General features: G+C 37.9%; 17 protein-coding genes. 5 read left to right on the top strand and 12 right to left on the bottom strand.

Annotation, left to right across the window (positions count from 1 at the left end):
- Nucleotides 1-12: 12 nt before the first annotated feature.
- Genes ACNKW3_RS18965 through ACNKW3_RS18955 form a run of 3 tightly spaced genes read right to left on the bottom strand, consistent with a single transcriptional unit; the run spans nucleotide 13 to nucleotide 2,379 of the window.
- Nucleotides 13-1,251, bottom strand: coding sequence for a hypothetical protein (locus tag ACNKW3_RS18965; protein ID WP_427400912.1), 1,239 nt, complete (start codon nucleotides 1,249-1,251; stop codon nucleotides 13-15).
- An 11-nt stretch (nucleotides 1,252-1,262) separates the two neighbouring features.
- Nucleotides 1,263-1,832, bottom strand: coding sequence for a hypothetical protein (locus ACNKW3_RS18960; protein WP_427400911.1), 570 nt, complete (start codon nucleotides 1,830-1,832; stop codon nucleotides 1,263-1,265).
- Nucleotides 1,825-2,379: an RNA polymerase sigma factor gene (locus tag ACNKW3_RS18955; RefSeq protein WP_427400910.1), complete on the bottom strand. Its 555-nt coding sequence runs from the start codon at nucleotides 2,377-2,379 to the stop codon at nucleotides 1,825-1,827. Before ACNKW3_RS18955 ends, ACNKW3_RS18960 begins: the two co-directional genes overlap by 8 nt.
- Before the next feature lie 191 nt (nucleotides 2,380-2,570).
- Here ACNKW3_RS18955 and ACNKW3_RS18950 point away from each other — a divergent pair, with 191 nt between their 5' ends.
- Complete coding sequence (locus tag ACNKW3_RS18950) at nucleotides 2,571-3,581, top strand: hypothetical protein (RefSeq protein WP_427400909.1); 1,011 nt, start codon at nucleotides 2,571-2,573, stop codon at nucleotides 3,579-3,581.
- A gap of 39 nt (nucleotides 3,582-3,620) precedes the next feature.
- Here the strand turns inward: ACNKW3_RS18950 and ACNKW3_RS18945 are convergent, their stop codons facing one another.
- Both ACNKW3_RS18945 and ACNKW3_RS18940 read right to left on the bottom strand, forming a co-directional pair.
- Complete coding sequence (locus tag ACNKW3_RS18945; protein ID WP_427400908.1) at nucleotides 3,621-4,535, bottom strand: hypothetical protein; 915 nt, start codon at nucleotides 4,533-4,535, stop codon at nucleotides 3,621-3,623.
- Nucleotides 4,536-4,649: 114 nt separating this feature from the next.
- On the bottom strand, nucleotides 4,650-5,684 hold the full coding sequence (locus ACNKW3_RS18940) for a non-reducing end alpha-L-arabinofuranosidase family hydrolase (protein ID WP_427400907.1): 1,035 nt from the start codon (nucleotides 5,682-5,684) through the stop codon (nucleotides 4,650-4,652).
- A gap of 485 nt (nucleotides 5,685-6,169) precedes the next feature.
- Between ACNKW3_RS18940 and ACNKW3_RS18935 the strand changes: the two genes are divergently transcribed.
- Entirely contained in the window at nucleotides 6,170-7,126 is a 957-nt protein-coding gene (locus ACNKW3_RS18935; protein ID WP_427400906.1) for a sugar phosphate isomerase/epimerase family protein, read from the top strand.
- A 198-nt stretch (nucleotides 7,127-7,324) separates the two neighbouring features.
- On the opposite strand, the gene ACNKW3_RS18930 is transcribed toward ACNKW3_RS18935, so the two are convergent.
- The 3 genes from ACNKW3_RS18930 to ACNKW3_RS18920 form a co-directional block, all read right to left on the bottom strand.
- Nucleotides 7,325-8,803: a hypothetical protein gene (locus ACNKW3_RS18930; RefSeq protein WP_427400905.1), complete on the bottom strand. Its 1,479-nt coding sequence runs from the start codon at nucleotides 8,801-8,803 to the stop codon at nucleotides 7,325-7,327.
- A complete protein-coding gene (locus tag ACNKW3_RS18925) occupies nucleotides 8,775-9,824 on the bottom strand; it encodes a hypothetical protein (protein WP_427400904.1) in 1,050 nt (349 codons plus the stop codon). The genes ACNKW3_RS18930 and ACNKW3_RS18925 overlap by 29 nt, the downstream gene beginning before the upstream one ends.
- 139 nt (nucleotides 9,825-9,963) lie before the next feature.
- Entirely contained in the window at nucleotides 9,964-10,533 is a 570-nt protein-coding gene (locus ACNKW3_RS18920; RefSeq protein ID WP_427400903.1) for a hypothetical protein, read from the bottom strand.
- A 239-nt stretch (nucleotides 10,534-10,772) separates the two neighbouring features.
- Between ACNKW3_RS18920 and ACNKW3_RS18915 the strand changes: the two genes are divergently transcribed.
- Complete coding sequence (locus ACNKW3_RS18915) at nucleotides 10,773-12,044, top strand: hypothetical protein (protein WP_427400902.1); 1,272 nt, start codon at nucleotides 10,773-10,775, stop codon at nucleotides 12,042-12,044.
- Nucleotides 12,045-12,144: 100 nt separating this feature from the next.
- On the opposite strand, the gene ACNKW3_RS18910 is transcribed toward ACNKW3_RS18915, so the two are convergent.
- Both ACNKW3_RS18910 and ACNKW3_RS18905 read right to left on the bottom strand, forming a co-directional pair.
- Nucleotides 12,145-12,564 (bottom strand): hypothetical protein, encoded by a 420-nt coding sequence (locus ACNKW3_RS18910; protein WP_427400901.1) that lies wholly within the window; start codon nucleotides 12,562-12,564, stop codon nucleotides 12,145-12,147.
- Between the two features lie 19 nt (nucleotides 12,565-12,583).
- A complete protein-coding gene (locus ACNKW3_RS18905; RefSeq protein WP_427400900.1) occupies nucleotides 12,584-13,300 on the bottom strand; it encodes a hypothetical protein in 717 nt (238 codons plus the stop codon).
- A 112-nt stretch (nucleotides 13,301-13,412) separates the two neighbouring features.
- Between ACNKW3_RS18905 and ACNKW3_RS18900 the strand changes: the two genes are divergently transcribed.
- Nucleotides 13,413-15,407, top strand: coding sequence for a hypothetical protein (locus tag ACNKW3_RS18900; protein ID WP_427400899.1), 1,995 nt, complete (start codon nucleotides 13,413-13,415; stop codon nucleotides 15,405-15,407).
- A 160-nt stretch (nucleotides 15,408-15,567) separates the two neighbouring features.
- A complete protein-coding gene (locus tag ACNKW3_RS18895; protein ID WP_427400898.1) occupies nucleotides 15,568-16,461 on the top strand; it encodes a 3-keto-disaccharide hydrolase in 894 nt (297 codons plus the stop codon).
- A gap of 66 nt (nucleotides 16,462-16,527) precedes the next feature.
- Here the strand turns inward: ACNKW3_RS18895 and ACNKW3_RS18890 are convergent, their stop codons facing one another.
- Both ACNKW3_RS18890 and ACNKW3_RS18885 read right to left on the bottom strand, forming a co-directional pair.
- A complete protein-coding gene (locus ACNKW3_RS18890) occupies nucleotides 16,528-17,814 on the bottom strand; it encodes an oligosaccharide flippase family protein (RefSeq protein ID WP_427400897.1) in 1,287 nt (428 codons plus the stop codon).
- Complete coding sequence (locus tag ACNKW3_RS18885; RefSeq protein ID WP_427400896.1) at nucleotides 17,815-18,762, bottom strand: class I SAM-dependent methyltransferase; 948 nt, start codon at nucleotides 18,760-18,762, stop codon at nucleotides 17,815-17,817.
- Nucleotide 18,763 lies beyond the last annotated feature (1 nt).

Genomic DNA, 18,763 nt, shown 5'->3' with positions numbered 1-18,763 from the left:
ATTCATTTAGTCTTAGCGCAATGGGAAATGACTAAGCTCGTTTAAAAAGAATTCTTCAGGATTACCCTCTGGAACGTCCTGAGGGTAATGCTCAAAACTCTCTGCATATTGTGAAGCCAATGCACTATTTTTAGCTTTGTATTGCGGCTGTGAGTAAAGCAACTGCAGTAGTTTAAATGCTTTAGGGTCGGGATGTTCTGAACGCACTGCGCGGAGCAATACAACTGATGCTGAAATGGGTTCATTACGCTGGAGTAAGTATAGTTCACCGGCTTTGGCATGGGCAGAAGATGCTCCTGAAATTCTACCTATATAAGCAAGCATAGGAGCGCTCGGAAGTTTGACTGTGCCATAACCTGCAGCGGCAAACTGTGCTGTACGTAACCGACTCAAAATTCCAGATTCTTCAAATCGCAACAAATGTCGGTAACTGTTTGCTATTTTTTTACACTCAGCGCTATCGCAGGAGGTTAAAGGAGGAGTCTTACCATTTGGAAAGCTAGCCACCTTTGGTATTTGGTGTCGCTTCGTTACCTCACTGCCTGTTGTAATGGAATAACTAATATTAGTCAGGGCTTGCTCTTCAAGGTTAAAGGTCGGGAATTCGCTTAATTCAGTATTTGCCAATTCAAAATATGCGATATCTCTTAGCGCCATTTCGATAGTTTTCCTTATTGAAGAAAACTGTGGTGCCAGCGCCTGAAAATGATTTGGTGCATTCTTTCTACCTGTGCCTCCTATTTCACCAGCAAGCTTGGATACTTTAATGCGTAGCCGATAAGCTGGTAATAATCTGGCACCTTTTGCCATGTCTACGATAACGGGGGCCGTATTATCTTTCAACCGCAACCTTATTTCATCAATGCTCATTAAGTTTGACAATAGGTCATGAATACTTTTGGCACTTTGCGTCGACACGGGAATATCGTTAATGTGGGTGATGCTATCTCCAGCTTTAAGTGACCCGAAAGCTGGACTTTGTGGGTTTATGGATAAAATTTCCAAAGATGAGTTCTGCGGTTCAAAAATAACTCGCAAAATGGCATTATCTAAAGGCGGTGATACATAGCTGTGATTTAAAGCGCCCAAAGGTATTTGTTTTTCAATTGCAACCTTTTCGAGGTCAGCAATAGCTAACTTAAGCTCCGATTTCATTTGCTCTATGCGCTGTTGCGATTGAAGACTAAGCGGCGCAGCGAGTGCTTTCACATGAAGCATAAGTAACAATACAATTATCATATAGTTTCGCATACCATGTTTCCTTATATGGCCTTAGGAGGATTAAATGTAGGCGTTTTTTCCAGTTGTTTTAGTAATGCAAAACGCTGCTCCCACAGTTCCAGCTTGCGCTGGTCCGTAGCATTATTTAAATAAGCCTGCTGCAATTGTTGCTCAATATCATCCAGTCTAGATTGCTGAAGTAAGGAAAGCATTCCAGATGCTGGATTTACCTGCTGCTGATATTGGCTGATTAACCGGTTATTTTCGTCAATAGCCTGCTTTAAACCTGTGTTGAGATCAATTGACCCATTCTTCGGATCAGTCAATCGCCAAGTGCTGATGGCAATAATCGTAAACACACTAGCTGCGGTGGCAAACACCAACGAGCGAAAAAACCAAGACTTGTTTTGTTGCCAAGTGCTTTCGCGAGAAGTAGTTGCGACATTGGTAAACTCGAATGCAGGCGCATGTAATGAATTAAATGATTGCAGTTCAAGTTGAATTTTCTTACGTATCTTCCAACGATGCTGACATTGTTCACAAGTAATAAAATGTGCTTGCTTTACGATTTCATCGTCAAGTAACTCTTCATCGGATAAATGTTCACTCATAGCTATCTCTCGCTATATGTTTTAACGTTGCGTGAGCACGCAATAGCGTCACCTTAGAAAAGCTCAGTGACTTATTAAATAAGCCTGCAATCTCTTTATGGGAGTATCCTTCTACTTCATACAGCCACAATACTGTGCGTGCTGTCGTAGGAAGCTGTGTTAACAAAGTTTCAAGATCTTGCAGTGTTTCTGCATATCCCTCGTCAAATATTGAGTCACTTTGGGTGTCCGAGTTTACATCCATATCGGTAAATCGCCCTGCAATACGCAGGTAATTTAGCGTTTTAATTACGGCTATGCGTTTAATCCAACCTCCGCACTGGGCGGGTTCACCGCTAAACTGACCAATTTTGTCAAATACAGTTAAGAAGGTGTCATGACAGATATCAGCAGCTTGAGCGTGATCACCGGTTATTCGATACGCAGTTGTAAAACATGCATCCGCAAATACAGCGTAAAGCTGACGTTGTGCATCAGGAAGATGATTCCGCGCACGAGACAAAGTCCCCTCGTCTATCATCTGATCAAATCCCTTTTTGCAGGTCATGCACATCCTAAACGATAATTTAATTTTATTGGTCTCTTATTGTAAAGACAAATGGCGAGAGCAAATGGTTACATTTTATTTTCTTGTTTTTTTGACCACTATACTTCAACTAATAAAATAGCATTTTCAATAATAGAGTTTTGTATTAATGTAGGATTTCTTAAGGAATTCTTTTTTATCTAGGGACCGTTATGCTGAAAGTGCGAACTTCGTTAGCTGTGCTCATTATTACTACTCTTTTCTCCTTTTCATCTATGGCTAAAAATCAAAAATTTGATGAAGAGCTAGCCTCATTAACACATGCTATTTCAGTCAGTGAAAAAGCCCTTGTAAGGAAACTTGAAAAATTTGCTGCTTTGGAAACAAGCCTTCCTGCAGAATTTATTGAAGCAAAAAAAGCGGATGAAGAAAACGCATTGAATGAAGTAAAAACTAAAATGTCTCCGCAAATTGATAATTTACGTAGCAACTTGCTGGAAATGACCGCCATTGCTGAAAAATTAAGTGGCGTAGTCAATGAATTAGATCCTAGCTTTAAATTGTACGAGCAGCGAGTCTGGTTAGCTGGCGGAATTCATTTTAACGAGTTACCTTTTGAACATTTCTCCGGAATCTTTAACGAGAAAAAGCAAGGCGCTCAGGTTATCAAAGGCTGTGAAGTTTCTAGAATGTCTTCAAGGGCCATTCAGGCAAATACAAGCAACAGCCATGAGATAATAGTGACACTTGTAGATGAACCTACTTATTCCCCTAAAGTACAAGGTTGTGACGTACTTTTACTGCCACTGGGAGCCGAGGCATTATTTAATGAACACAAGCTTACAAAGGCCGATGTATTGAAAATGATCCAAGCCTTTTACCACGCCAACGAGTTTACCATTGGCCGAAGGGGGCAATTAGAATATGACCGCAAGAAAGACGCCCGCACAGCAGCCATAGCCGCAGATTACCATCTTGATTACGATCTGTTCAAAGCCGAGCTAAACGAAGCAAAAGCAAGTGGAAAAATAACCTCAAGCCAAATAAATGAGGTCAATACCTACCTACAGGAATCTGTCGCGTTAGAGACCCTTAAACAAACAATACGCGTTCAAAAGCTTGTACTGGAAATAATGCAAGAAAAACAGGCGTTGGTGGAATACAACAGGGTCAATATTTCGAATCAACGTAAAGTTGAACTCATAGTGTCTTCAAGTACTTAGCCTATATTTTAGTGATTTCCGTGCCGGGATAAAAAATCACTATAATTTTTTAAATACATCGAGTTGTTCTTGGTCGAGAATACTTTCAATATGTTTAGTTTCAAAAATAGGGATATCTAGATTAGCAACCGCCCATATTTTGTATTTATTATGTCTTGGTGTTCCGTAGGTGCCAATCCCTATTTCTTTAAGTTCGATATTTGGTGAGTTATATACTCGGTATATCTCTTCTTTTTGATATTCCGTCAAATTTGGTAGTGTTTCAATAATGCGAGTTGCCTGTCGAAAGGCATGATCATCAAATACCCGCTTGTATCTCTCCTGTTCAAAACGAAAATATGTCTCCATTTGCGTTTTAGTTAAGACACTAGATAATTGATTTTCATAATTTAACCTGTTCTGTTGGTACAGGTTGTTACTATGATTCAGAGCATCTTCATATTTACTTTTTGTTATTTTTAGATCATTTTTAATCTTATCTAATAATAAGGTTTTTAAGTGGTCATATTCATTATCATTCAAACTCAATAAGCCCTTAAGTTGCATCGCTGCGTCTTCACCTTCTAGTAAAGATTCCCTTAATATTAAGTGGTTGTTTGTATGAATTTTTTTTGCCATTTCAGTCATTCGTTCTTCTAACGATAATTTTTCGGGCTCTCTATTTTCGTCTTGATTTGCAGAATCTATTGTCTTGTTGGATTTCCCAGATACGGTATTTGGAAGCGACGAGGAGTTGACTAAATTCTCATTGATGGTTTTAAGTGTATCTAAATTATCAGACGCCTGATGGCTCGCTACTTTAAACTCAGTTGACTCTTGGCATTTATTGAATAGCAGAATGTATCCAATGAAAAACAAAGTTGTGCCAAAAATCATCAATGATATTTTCATAAATCCCTCTTTTAATAAGAAACTGAATGTCCCAATTCCAAATTTTTTAGTCACACTTTTCACAAATGGCCCAAGGTTAATCATGATGCAATTTTTTAATCAGTTAAACAACGTAAAGAAAAAAGGCATTCGTTTAAACGGATGCCTTTAAAAAATTGTACTTGCAAATTGCCAGTTTTATTTTAGCGTTTGCACGCCAAGTTTATAGGGTTCTCCCCCATAGCTTCCATTCAACGAGGCTCCTGAATCGCCCTGAAATACAAATTGCAAATTACAGGGATCAATAGTGAGATATTCATCGTAGCCAGAACGAATCATCTCGCCATGGCTAATACCATCAGCCCACTTTCCATCAACCCAATCGACATTGGCGTTACCCGCAAAAGGATTTTTTTCAGTATCGGCTAGTGGTGTCCATGGACCATCTAAGTCAGTGGCTGTCCATGAGCGGAAGAATCTTGGACCGTATTTACCTTCTTCACTGTTATAAGCCTCTACTAATAACAGATATTGATCGGTGCCATCCACTTTATATACATTGGCAGCCTCAAATAAGAAGCTGTTGCCATTACCACGATGGTCTTCCATTACTACTTCATAACCTACAAAGTTCGGGAAGTTGTCTCTGGTAGTCTTAGACTTATAAAGCACACCATCATCCCTTGAAAAGAATAAATGGCAATTTTCATCATCACAGATTACCCAGTAGTCTAACTCTGGTTTGCCTTTTTCAATGGGCGGACCATCTTGTAAAAAGTTTTTTCTTGGTGTCCAACTATTAACATCAGTAATGTCACTGGTGGTCGAGTATCCTCTCCCCCATTGAGTAAAGTTGTACCATTTATTATGTGGGCGATAGAAAAAAACCTGAGGAGCAACAGTATTCCCCACTTTAGTTCCGTGCATAGGTTGTTGAACAGCTTTGCTGGCATCTTCCCAATCAGTAAAACTAAAATAAACGGACTTCCAGTTACCGTCATTTATAGTGGCCCAAATGTGATAATTATCTTCATAATAAACCACTGACGGATCTTTAAGACCAAATATGTCTTCATTTGGTGAAACCAAGGCTGAACTGGCTTCCCATTCAAATTTCGACGGTAAAGAACAATCGGTAGCCACTTCTTTAATATCTTTACTGCCAGCCCCATTGCAACCTGCCAACCAAATAGCTGCGACTACTAAACCAAACATATTTGGATTCAATTTCATCCGGTTTTTCCTATTAATTTATCTCTGCAATCTAGCTCCCATTGAGAGAATATCGCTGTTAAAATAATGTAAATTAATTGGTCATAATATTGGTATTATCATAGGATAAAATTATTTTATAAGGGATCACTATTGCGTTATTTGGCAAACGATGTATTTATTAATAGGCTTGGCGTTAAGATAACAGGTTGAAGTAATAGACTTTATTTCAATTAGATTGAGTTCAAAATTTTAGATGGAATTATTTACCAATGGCTTGTCCCCTGATTTTTTTGTTCCTATACTGTCCAACAAAATAAAGTGACAATAAATCCCTTAAAATTAAATCGCAGTTCGCTTTTTTAGTCGTAAAAGTGAAAGTTAAGTAAACAAAAAAGCATATATTAAACACGACATTTTTAGAGTGTGAGAGATGCAGCAACACCTTGCTTAGTCAGCAGCTGTATTTCACGTTCAAACCAATTCTCAAACAACATGGACATAATATGAAATTTTTATTGAGTTTAACTGGCCGCCTATTTATAAGCGTCTTAGCTGTCACCATTACTTTTTCTTCTTACCAAACATTCGCCTCGGATTCTCCTTATCGAGGTATTTCAGTGCAGTTATGGTCGGTGAAAGATAGTGTTACCGAAGATGTAAAAGGTACCTTAAAGTCTTTAGCTGATGAGGGTTTTGATGCAGTGGAACTGGCCGGTAACCTTGGTGAATTTGGGGATGACGCAGCTGGTTTTAAAGCCTATTTAGATTCGCTTGGCCTTAAAATTAGCGGTGCTCATGTTGGTTTTGACAAATTAACCGAAGATAAAATCGACGAAACCATAGCGTTTTACAAAACGTTGGGCGTTGATTGGCTTATTATTCCAGCTGATGGCCGAGCATGGAGTGATGACGGGATTCAAAGTATTGTTGATCAACTCAATAAAACTGCCAAAGTTCTTGCTCCCCATGGTATGAAAATAGGATATCACAACCATCAAGACGAATTTAACGACTACACTGACACAAACTACTGGGAGTATATGCTAGAGAACACCACAGATGACGTAGACATACAGCTGGATATTAGTTGGGCATATTTTGCCGGTAAAGACCCTGTTGAACTAATTTCACGCTATGGCGACCGTATTCGTTCTGCCCACATGAAAGCGCAAGTTAGCCAATACGACAAGGTTATGTCTACCATTGAAAAAGCAAAGCCTGGATCATGGGGTGAAAAAATGGGCATTATTTTCGGAGAGTTAAATAAAGTTACCCACGCTGATAATGGTATTTCATCTATTCTGGGACAAGATTTGATTGATTGGTCGGCCATTGTTGAACAATTTGCGAAATCACCTGACCCCGTATGGTTAGTGATTGAACAAGAAGTTTACCCTCAAGGAATGACACCTTTGCAAGCAGTTTTTGCATCGAAAAAAGAGTTAGAAAAATTACTTTAACCTTTTTCGCGATTCGCAATTTATAATGAAAATGTAAGAGCCCGAAAACGCGTTAGTTAATAGGGCTTATTAGATTTGCATGGTTTTGATTTATTATTTTCAGCCCTAAATAAGGATTCAGATATTCATCTGCTAGAGGTTAATCTTGCTCATTAGATAGCATAGCAATCAAAAAGTTTTCTAGTTAACTTAGATGATTTAATTGCTATTAATACTACATAACTGTTGATTTAACTTTTGTTTAGATGAACTCATTGGAGATGAGGATTCTCTTAATGCGATTTTTGCTTCTATATCCCGAAGCTTTTTCTCTGCATTAATTCTTTGTTCTGTAAACTTCTTGGCGGTTTCTTCTCTATTGTCAAAAGCGGCTTTACATGCTTTTACAAAGTATTTTGATGAAGCAATGGCTCTTTGAGGAGCATTAATTAGATTTAAATCATAACTTTGCTTTTTAGTTCTGAAATGCACCGTTGTATCCGCTATGCAATTATTTAATTCCATTAATTCATGCATAACCACTTCAGTTACATTCTCTCTACTTACATTTGTAGGAGTTTTGCCATCTATAAGTGCAGCGAAAATATCAAACTGCCCAGCTTCCAACGCATATTTGGAAGTTGATAAATAGTCCTTTCTTGGCTTATAAACCCCTTCCGTATCGAAATATTTCACATAGATATTAAAGTGCATTAAGTATTGATTTAATTCGTCTTGGACGTCAGAAAAAATAGGGTGATTTATTATCTCCTTATTTTTAAGATTTAAAAGCATTGCAGGCAAAACTTGAATCAATTTAAAGTTATCTGGATCTTTCAAAACTGCATTTCTGTTGTTTCTATAACCATCGAAATATTCTTTTCTACTATCGTAGTAATCCAAAAAGAAAGTAGAACTTTGTGTACAAATTGCAGTAGCAGCAATGGGTATCAGTTCTTCTGGCATTACATCGCCGGTTAATTTAGGTTTATCAGCTACAATTTCAATCGCGTTGCAATCTTCACGGGTATTTATAGCTGTTTTAAGAACTGTGTTTTCGGCTTTTAAAATCGTATTTAAATTCTTTAAGTCACCAAATTCTGCATTTAAAGCGCTTTGCTCAGCAGCTTTTGCTTGCTCATACTGGTATTTTGCTAAGGAAATAGTTTTTTCTTCATAGGTATCTTTTGTCGTATTAAATACTAATTGTTGCCATGCAGGAAAAGAAAATCTCGACGTTTCGCCATTACCCGAGTTACTTCTCACAGGTATTGGCTTATTATCCATACTTAAGTGCAGGCAGATCTTCTGATTGTGCGGAATAGACCGCAATTGATTGGGAAGTTGAAACACTTTAGTATTTAGGTCGATAAATTCTTGGGGAGGTGTCGGAATAACTTGCCTTACAGGTCTTATTTTACCATTTTGATTCTCTTCCATATATTCAGCAACAAGATAGATCTTGCGCTTTTTGTACAGCTGAGCAAAAGGGTGATCATCAGACCATGTAAAGACAATTTTGTTGCCACTCCCTTCAATGGTAGTGCCAAGATCTTCATTCAACCCGGTTGAGGCACAGCCCTGCAGTAGTAATATTATTGACAAAATCAAAATATGATATTTAGTCTTGTTTGCAATTGATGAAACAAGATTCTTCAAAGAAACAAAATTAAGAATTTTTGAGGTTTTTAAATCCATAGTTATACAAGGTCTCTTGACTTAATTTTGAAGTTGAATTTATTCGACTTTCAAACATAGTAATGATCATACGAAGTGCATGACTACTGCGGGGGCCTAACAAATCTTTACTTGAAGATGAATCGTCAAAACGACTTATCTTACAAAGGGAAAACAGTTTATCAGCGACTTCAGTGGCCTTATAATTTGAAGCGATAAAATCACCAGTTTTCCCTGTCTCATTGATTTCACAAATGCCTGCAATTATATTAAAGGCAGTGTCTCTTTCGATGCGTTTAGCTATGATATGAGCAACGCTAGCGCCCCCCCTTTTAATTTGGGCAACATCCTCTTCTAATTTGTGTGTCATGTAATGTTGGTAGGATTCGATTCGCTTCTTTTCTAATTTTGCAGTTAACGCTTGACCTTCTCTATATATAGCATCTTCACTCGTTCGATATTCAATTGGTTGGATCATATTCCTTAAATAGCTAAATCTCAGAGCCACTTTAGCCGATCTTTCAGACCTTAAACTATTATACTCCCTAACTATTCTAGACTTTTCTAAAAAGTGGAAAGCACTATCAACTCTTTCGAACCCATGTGTGTCTCTTTGGATCCATCTTAAAAATCCCTTAGGATCTTTTACTAGTTCATGTTTCCAAACAAAATTAGTTTTATCAGCTCTCTGAAATTTGGTAGATTCGAAACTTTTTCCATCGTATCTATCAAATCCATCCATATATCCAGAATAAATATGGACTAGATAGCTTGCATTGTCATCAATTGCTCTGATGCGGCCACCTAAAAAGGCTACTGTGCAAGCGCTAGCGCATGATGCATTATCTGCAACTCTGACAAATGATCTATGCTCACGAAACATAAGGCCAATTCGCATTCCCTCTGCTGAGTCACCGCCGGGAGAATTTAAATGGATTTCCGAAATTATGTTGGATCCCAAAACTCTTCCAATACGGCTTGCATCACCACTAGTTACCCCTCCTGAAATACGCATAATATTGCCAGACGTTTCTATCTTCATACATTCTTGCGCATTTTTCATGCAAGGGATGTTGTGCACTTTAGCATTCGCTGATTGCACGAATATAAAAAATACAATTATTAAAAAACTAACAATAATTTTCAAAACAGAGGCCTTTCTAAATTAGCAATTTTGTAGGCTAAACGGCAACAATTTGATATTCACCGTTTGGTTCACGGCATAGTGTAGTTAAAATAGCTTCTGACGACTGGTCCACAGTTAAGGTATCGCGAGTTACAACGCACTCTTTTTCACCATCATCTTCAGTGTAGCGGTCTATTGGCTCTACCACACCTCGAATATTAGGATTGGATGGATCAGCATATGTTGTTGTCTCCGAAGTGATGGCAGCTTGCAGAACTTGTTGTCTACGTTTTTCTTGTCCTGCTTCAGATAATTTTTTGTAAATTGTTTCGCCAGCATAGTTTGTAATAGCACAAAACGTTAAAAACAACCCTACTTGAAACCCTTTGGTGTAGGTGTCTATTTCTTTGGCTGTATAAGCTTTGTCTGACTTTTCAAAATACTTTTGAGCTAGTGTTTTACCTACATATGCTCCTGCAACCCCACCCGCGGAACATAATAAAGCTTTCATAGTAAATCCCAACCCCTCGTCTTTACCATTTGAATTAGAAGTGGAACCACAAGCTTGGATAAAAATCAATGTAAATACGATTAATCCGATTGATATTTTTCTTATATTTTCCATTTGATTTGCTTCCTTGTTTTTGTTTGTAGGTGTATTTAAATCTTGAACGATATGATCGATTTATAAACAATAATATCACTGTATAATTTTTGCAAACTTTAATATCATTAAAATATCTTTTATCAGTGAAAGTAGGATTAACATCCGTCAATTAATAATGCAGGTGATTAGTTTCCTTTTTCTTCTTTATCCGATAAATTAATCTAATAAATGGGTTGCATACTTCAGTAGAGAAAGGAATGACTGAACAACAAAACCAAACCTGGCTTCAAAGATTAAAAGACGAAAGTTGGGAAGCTGAATTATTAGTCGCTGCAATCAGCATATATTCCACTTTTCAACTCTTTGGGTTTGTGGAATGGGTTACCGATATTTTTATAAGTATATTGCCACAATCATTTTACAATGCAGCCTATTTTGTCGTCTACAGTGCACTATTGGCAATCAGCATATTATCCTCAATGTTTATTATTCATTTTATGTTGCGAGCATATTGGGTCGGCTTGGTTGGGCTAAACTCTGTGTTTGATGACTACGAAGTGGATGATAGCCGCTCTTCAAAGCTGTACTTAGAAAAACTGATCATGGCACTACCTAAGTTAAACGATAGTGTGAACAAAGCTGATAGGCTTTGCAGTGTTATCTTTTCAGCCGCTTTTGCATTACTAATGGCCTATGGCTGGATTTTCTTTAGTACTGCATTGTCTTTATTGTTGGCTAACGTATTAGTAGAGTTTTTGCCGATTTACATAATATTGTTGCCCATTTATATCATCGGCGGTTTGGTTGTTTTGCAAATGGTGATAAGTCTTGTGTGTAATATGCCGCGCAATAAAGATAAGGAAGAACTGCAAACACTATATTTCAAGCTGTCGATGATGACTTCACTGTTAAGTTTTGGTCCCCTGTACAAGGCCATAATGCAAATTAGCGCACTTTTTAGCACCAACTTCAAAAAAGATAAGGCCTTGGTTAAGCTAGTTATTTTCTTTATTTGTTGTGGTTTTGCGATGTCCGCCGTGAGGATTATTCCAACCAATATTCTATATTTGATTAAGCCAACCGCTTATAACAATCCAACCAAGGCTGAACCCAGATACTATTTTGATCAATCCGAAAATGAAACTTTTTTAGTTTCTCCACAATTACAAAGTGACATCATATCTTCACCAACACTTGAAATATTTGTTCCGGTATTTTCGAGTGAGCGCAGATTGTATGATGATAGATGTGAGGCGCTTTCAACCCTTGAGGACCCTTCGAGGCTTGAAAAACGTGAAGCCAGACTTGTCTGCCTAAAAGAGTTCCATAGCGTAACTATTAACGGAACAAAGGTCGACTTTGAGCTGATTCAAAGTGGCCATGTATACACCCAACAATATGGCGCTAAATTATTTGTGAAATTAAGTGATTCAATGGAGAGTGGGCTTTATAAAGTTGAAGTTTCAAAGTTAATTTATGAAGAACCTCAAGTTTCGACTGTGCCGTTTTATTATCAGGTCAGAAAGTAAGCGTAATCTGGGCATAACTTTCTGCTATGCCACTAAACGCAATAGAGATTTTTTAACTAATACAGTTAAAATCAGGTGGGCAATCAAATATTAATTACCTTTATGCAGAACTTGCAGGTATTTTAGTCTTGCCAAACTTACTAAACCAAATAATGTAGAAAAAAACCAAGCCAATAAAACCATGTATAGGCAAAATCATGGATTTTTGTACGTCAAAAGAGTGGGAACTCAATGCCTGACAAGTATTTTCTAAAGAGGACTGACATGCATCAGATGTAGCCAGTAAATCTAGACGTAAAGTCTCAGCGAACATATAAGCTCCAAACAGACCCAAAATATTCATTACTGCAAATGCGAAATAGCCAAGGCTAATTAAAATTTTTAACTGCAAGCTAAGAGGATTTGTTTTAGTTACAAGCCAACCCGTTATGGCCAATAAAGTCACTGTGTAGAAATTCCAAAAGAACTCTATCTTGCCAGTGGCTATTATGAACAGATCTGCAATATCCTTAGTTTCCATCTTATCATCCGCAACAATTTTACTCTTGTAGCATAGCTAATTCTTCATTTACGGCAACTAACAGATTGTTTAAAACTGTATCAATATTATCTATTTGTCCCCGTTGTATATAAGCGACATTTCGAATAGTGACTGTATGACCAAGTAGTTCAGGAAATTCATAAACGTCATTTAAACTACTTCCTATTTGAATGTCGTTAACTTGTTCGGGAACCACAATTTTGGCCATTACGTTGACAATAATAGGCGCTAATAACTGGTTTAATATTTCTGTCTGGAAGTTATTTTCCAGATTAGCACTATTGAGTTTTAAAAACTGATTTTGCGTTTCGATCCTACCTAAATAATCTAAATTACCTGAATTCAAAATATACTCAAAGGTAGGACTCTCAAAGGTTGTATCGTAGGTGTTAAAAATTACATTGTACGCTTTAAAAAACCTTTCATGCGCGTTATCATCCGTTGGTTTTTTAGAGAGCATACTAATTAGAACAGTAAAATCCTCCCTTACCGCATCAAAGGCTTCAATGGTTTCCTTGTGCTCTTCTAATGTATTATTGATATCCTCAGCGAGCTTCTCAAGAAGATAAATTCTTTCCGCACGTTGTTCACTGTCGTTATGCCATTGAGACACCTGTAGCGCGATAAAAATACCGACTACGACTACCACTAGGTCGAGAAAAACTGCAAACCAGTTTTGTTCCTTAACATGACGACTGACACGACGTGGTATCATTGTGCTTCCTGCGGTAAGATAATCCTAAGATCAGAATAGTAAAGTAGCTCAAGAACTTCAACCTACTAGCAATTGAACAAAATTTGCTGATTAAGATGGAAAAGGAACACCCATGATTATTTTAAGAAGTGCGTTGTTTTATATCGTCATACAAATATTGACATACTCATCAATTACTGCGGCCCAGATTGTAATACCCGAAGCCAATAAACGTACTAAATCCGGTGAGCAACTTTCATTGTTTAGCAATCAAGCATGCGGACCTCGAATTGGTGCTTTCATCAGCTTTTTGAGTAAAAGAACGGTGGATGACGCGAAAGCTGAAGTATTAGATTATGCCAAAGATTCAATCCCTTTGTTGGTCAAACAATGTAGCAAAGCTACGCATATAACCTATATCATAGGCGCTAATAGTAGAGAGCATCGCGGACGCTTCTTTCAGCTTACATTCCAGAAAAATGGAAGTTGGCAACAAAAAGAGTTACTCGACTCTCTCGATATTTCTAAAACTCTTCGTGATAAAGGATTTATGCTGAGCAGAGGCCCCGCTCGAATATCTCCCTTCACAGCAATCAGTTGGCACGAAAAAAGTTTACTTGGCTTTTTCGATAAACATTTCACTTCAACATTTATAGCAACAAATGTAGAACCCATTTTAAGCCAATCAGACCCCACAAAAGTGCAACATTATGTATTACGGGGCATGTGGTATGGCATCGGCTTTAGTACAGATAAAACTGAGTGCGACTCATCGTTACACGGCTATCCGATTTGGGGAGGCTTTACAGCACAAATAAGTCCTAACAATAGAGACATTAACATGCAACGTTGGTCCTGCAGTGTTTCATCAGGGTCAACTCAATCTAAACGTGTAAGTCTAAATGCTTACTACGGTTCCAGTACACTTCCACATAACTTCACAGCAATAGATACAGGTTCAGAATTAGCAAAACTAATTGCTCTAGATGTAGATGAAAATTTGATCAATTCTGACTCTGTAGAAACCAGCAAAACTTACCTTTATACATCAGACAGGTTACGTATTTATTTTATCGAATCTGATTTATGCGATAGCCGTAACCTGATAGCTGAATATAGAGTCAATCACGAATATCGAAATCGGGAGTTTGGAGGAAACTATATAAGGACCATCTCAAAAATAGCATTTGATGAAATTGCTAAACGTTGTGAAGATGTAAAGTCCTTACGCATTAAAAATTATAGCTACGGGGATGCTAACGAGTGGGACAGTTTCGCAGTACGTAAAGGCGTTGACAGATTAACTGGGATTAAAGATATTGATGAAAATCTACGCATTGATGATCGAAAGCTCTCAAAACAAGCCTTAGAATTCGAACAAAAAATTCAGCGTCAATTACTAGGACCGGAATGTGAAAACGCTGCATTCTGTGATCTTCCAGGAGGTCGATTTTTAAATGCAATTTATCGTTCCGATATGGATGCAATTTACCAAATGGCTTACTTACACAAAGTTGAGTTTGACGGACAGGATTTATCTGTATTCAGTGGCGTTTTGGAACATGTACTGCCTGGAGTTACTGAGTATAATAAGTTTCAATCCCATCTATTGAAACGCGTCGCAAATAAGTATTTGCATACCTATCAGAATTGGAACGACATGTGTTTTGAAGAAGACGCACAAAGCATGAAATATGAATATGTGGAACCTATCGTTATTGATGACGAAGGTTTTCAAAGTGGAGGTGAAAGATATGAAGCTACCTACACACTTAATCCGAATTTGTTTGCTTTACGCGATAAAATTGCAGACCATTATGGTGCTCCTAGCACAGATAACCCATATCTAGTGGCTTCCGAAAAAATGGTTTATACGGGTATCGCAGAAATGAAAAAGCGATACGACTGTAACAGCCAAGTTGTGAAAACGTTTGAATCCAATTTAAGTTCGTTAATCAACTGGTTAATTAAAGACCCAAAAGTCATCAAGCCAAATCACGAAAACATGCCGCCTACTCCAAATCGCGTCTTAAAAGCCGCGTTTGATAATGAGCCGATTCAACAAAATGATTTAAAAACAAAAGCAGATGAAGCGCCTCCACCAATTGAACTCAGTGTACTGATGTAAATATTTGTAGAGCTGCTTTTTAAGACTAAGAAGAGTCTATAGCTCATGCAATTTCACATTCGCAGCTTTATTTTTAGTTTTTTGGCGATATGGATTAAGTAAATGATTTTACTTATGGTAATTTACATCGCTTCGATGTTCCCTGATCTATGAGTGCTGTATGAAATTCTTGCTGTTATTTACCCTGATATTATTTTCCTGTTCTAATGTTGCCAAGAGTTCTTCTGATTCCCAATGGACGCCCTTATTAGACAAAAATTTAAGTCAATGGGAGGCTTATTTAAGTTATCGTCATAAGCTGGGGTATAACGGTGAAATACCCAAAAATGATGAAGGTGAAGATATTGCGCCCTTTGGTTTACTGAAACATCCTCAAGAATATGGCGTTTATACTGTCGATAAAGCCGAATCTAAAGCCAATGGTACGCCAGTATTGAAAGTCAGTGGTGAAATTTATGGTGGTTTAACGACGCTAAAATCTTATCGAAATTATCGTTTCAAATTAAAATTTAAGTGGGGTGATAAGGTGTATGAGCCTCGAAAAAAATTACTTAAAGACAGTGGAATCTTGTATCACGGAGCTGGAGAGCACGGAAAAGAGTACTGGCGCAGCTGGATGGTATCCCAAGAGTTTCAAATTATGCGAGGCCACATTGGAGACTACTGGAGTCAAGGAAATTCCGCGATAGACATACGAGCCTTCATTCCAGAATACATCATGAACCCAGTAGCAGACGAGACTCAAGACTATATCTCAGTTGGGGAAAAACAAGCTAACAAAGGCTTTGTGTTACGCAAAGAAAACCACGAAAAACCTGAAGGCCAATGGAATGAACTTGAACTTATTTGCTTTGAAGGTAAAAGCCTACATATAGTTAATGGCGAAGTTGTCATGGTATTGGCTAACTCGCGTACACTTGATGAAAATGGAATAGCGCATCCTCTCATTGAGGGTAAAATTCAATTGCAAAGTGAAGCGGCTGAAATTTTTTATAAAGATATTTATATTCTAGAAATAGAAGCGATACCTTCTGAATTTAGACAGTTATTTTAGTTTAAATTGCAAAAAAGATCTTTAATATGACTTGGCCTGTGTTCTCTGTGCTCAGTGGAAATAAGTTTAGGTCTCACTTTTCTTGTTATGAACTAAAAAGTGAACCGTCACTGATAAATATAAACTCATTTTCAACACTCTTATTCCACTGACCAATAATGCCATTTTTAAGGCATCAAGAGATGGAATTGTGAAAATCCCAATAAAGAAGAGTAAGGTAATAACAATTTCCCCGACAAGTATTTTATTGGCAGTTTGCTGAAGAGCGAATGGCAGTAGAATAGGCATCACAACAAAGTCGGCACAAATGCCCACAAATAAAATCTGAAGAATAAGAATGCTAGGCTGAAACTGTTCTCCAAAGATCAAAGGAAGAACCAAAGGAACTAAGTAAATTGCCACTGGTACGCAAAAAACTGAAATAGCTAATGCGGACCATAGGTTCAGTTTAATCATACCTGCTAGCGTGCCCTGCTTCGCCATTTCAACAACTTTTGGATAGAAAACGACCGCCATATATGACGCCATAAGGGTTCCAATCATGGCTATTTGCATAGCGGCTGAATAATGCCCGGTTTCCTCGGCAGTGCCCATAGTTGAGAGTATCGGAATATCAGCTTTACCCGTAATTGTACTTAAGACAACGATAAAGGAGGTAACGCCAATGTATGACATAATTTTTCGCTTGTCGTTTTTATCTGGCGTTTTTGCAAAATAAAAATTCTGCTTTATCAAAGTAAAAAAAACTACAAAGGCGCAAAGGGAGCCTAAACCATAAATGGCTACATAGAAGGAAGCTGATTGTACGCCTAAAAGAATGAACACCCCCACAAATACCAAACGGAGAAGCCCTTGCAAACCGTCAAACTTAGCATATTCTGCAAACAGTTGATTAATTTGAAAGTAACAAGCTGAACTTCGAACAATCAGCAAAATAATACCACACCCCATCACTGAGATAAGTAGATTGATGCTGGCGGATTGATCAAACATCAAAGTGGTCAGTTCATCGAGGTACAAGAATGCAATAGCGCAAAGTGCAAATCCAACGCACAACTTGATGCGCAACACATATCCTTGAATTTTTTCTGTCCGCTCTCTCCATTGCGAGTGATGTGAACTAAAACGAATCACGGCATTATCAAGAGGTTGACCGATAATGGCATCAAACAAGATTATGAAAGACAAAGCCGCTGAATAAAACCCAAATTCAACGGGACCAATAAATCTTGCAATAAAAACACCACAAACAAAAAGCGAACCAAGGGCTAGCACTTTGGCAAAAGTAACAAGGCTAAACTCTTTTACTATTTGTTTTTTACCTGCAGTTTTCACTTCACCTGCAGCGCTCATTTATTTTTTAGCCAACATGACTAGCCATGGAGAAAAAGGTGTTGAACGCAAAAATTTAAAGGTTTCTCGAGAACTCAACCAAAACATGAAACGAATAGGAAGAGTTAAAATAGAGCCTTTAAAACTGTGTTTGGCTCTAACAAAGCCCCAGTATCCCTCTGTTTTTTGAGGTACAGCTGTAGTGCACCCTGCATTCACAAACATTTCTCGGTAATCATTAGCACTTAATAAAAAACGCTCTCCTGGGCGATTAAATCTAGGGGTGTAATTGCCCGGTTCTCTTCCATGAAATAAATCAAATGGGAACAATCGATTCGGACTACTCACCGCAATATTGCCGCCCTTAGTAAGTACTCTGGACATTTCAGAAGCAAGCATTACTCGATCTTCTAAATAGTCGTCCTTGGTGACGAAGCTATCGCCAACGACTCCTACGTGAGGAAATACACAGCCAGTAAATACAACATCAAAATATTCATCAGGAAATGGAAGTTTCATGCCATTTGCAAGTAAGAAATTATGTTTAAATTTACGATTAGGCCAAACCTGTGTTCTATTACCACAATCTATCCCAACGCACTCAAAGCCTTGCTCATTTAAAATATCAACTTCAACACCTGTGCCACATCCAACAGCTAATATTCTTAATGGACGGTCTTTAGGTTGTTGTAAGGATGAGAAAAGAGGTACCCAATAATTCCTAGCAGTGTAATCATTACTGTTCTCTTCGTAACATAAGCATTCACAATCAGAGTCATCTTCAAACCTTTCACCGATTATAAGATCTAGGAAGCCATTTTCTCGCGAATAATGAGTGTTACAACTAGTACAATGAGCTGTCCCATCAGATTCATGACTAAGTGCATCTTCTTTGCAGTTAGGGCAAATGAGTGGCACTGGAAATTCTACTTGCTCAGTCGCTCCTAAGCTTTCTGTCTGTGCATTCATA

This window comes from Glaciecola sp. 1036 (genome assembly GCF_050306235.1).
GTDB lineage: Bacteria > Pseudomonadota > Gammaproteobacteria > Enterobacterales > Alteromonadaceae > Glaciecola.
Note: the sequence above shows the minus strand (reverse complement) of the source record. Positions and strands in the feature narration are given on the sequence as shown.

Coding starts and splice junctions, on each gene's coding strand:
- ACNKW3_RS18965 (WP_427400912.1), bottom strand. CDS start 1,251: ATGCGAAACTATATGATAATTGTATTGTTACTTATGCTTCATGTGAAA.
- ACNKW3_RS18960 (WP_427400911.1), bottom strand. CDS start 1,832: ATGAGTGAACATTTATCCGATGAAGAGTTACTTGACGATGAAATCGTA.
- ACNKW3_RS18955 (WP_427400910.1), bottom strand. CDS start 2,379: ATGACCTGCAAAAAGGGATTTGATCAGATGATAGACGAGGGGACTTTG.
- ACNKW3_RS18950 (WP_427400909.1), top strand. CDS start 2,571: ATGCTGAAAGTGCGAACTTCGTTAGCTGTGCTCATTATTACTACTCTT.
- ACNKW3_RS18940 (WP_427400907.1), bottom strand. CDS start 5,684: ATGAAATTGAATCCAAATATGTTTGGTTTAGTAGTCGCAGCTATTTGG.
- ACNKW3_RS18935 (WP_427400906.1), top strand. CDS start 6,170: ATGAAATTTTTATTGAGTTTAACTGGCCGCCTATTTATAAGCGTCTTA.
- ACNKW3_RS18930 (WP_427400905.1), bottom strand. CDS start 8,803: ATGGATTTAAAAACCTCAAAAATTCTTAATTTTGTTTCTTTGAAGAAT.
- ACNKW3_RS18925 (WP_427400904.1), bottom strand. CDS start 9,824: ATGAAGATAGAAACGTCTGGCAATATTATGCGTATTTCAGGAGGGGTA.
- ACNKW3_RS18920 (WP_427400903.1), bottom strand. CDS start 10,533: ATGGAAAATATAAGAAAAATATCAATCGGATTAATCGTATTTACATTG.
- ACNKW3_RS18915 (WP_427400902.1), top strand. CDS start 10,773: ATGACTGAACAACAAAACCAAACCTGGCTTCAAAGATTAAAAGACGAA.
- ACNKW3_RS18910 (WP_427400901.1), bottom strand. CDS start 12,564: ATGGAAACTAAGGATATTGCAGATCTGTTCATAATAGCCACTGGCAAG.
- ACNKW3_RS18905 (WP_427400900.1), bottom strand. CDS start 13,300: ATGATACCACGTCGTGTCAGTCGTCATGTTAAGGAACAAAACTGGTTT.
- ACNKW3_RS18900 (WP_427400899.1), top strand. CDS start 13,413: ATGATTATTTTAAGAAGTGCGTTGTTTTATATCGTCATACAAATATTG.
- ACNKW3_RS18895 (WP_427400898.1), top strand. CDS start 15,568: ATGAAATTCTTGCTGTTATTTACCCTGATATTATTTTCCTGTTCTAAT.
- ACNKW3_RS18890 (WP_427400897.1), bottom strand. CDS start 17,814: ATGAGCGCTGCAGGTGAAGTGAAAACTGCAGGTAAAAAACAAATAGTA.
- ACNKW3_RS18885 (WP_427400896.1), bottom strand. CDS start 18,762: ATGAATGCACAGACAGAAAGCTTAGGAGCGACTGAGCAAGTAGAATTT.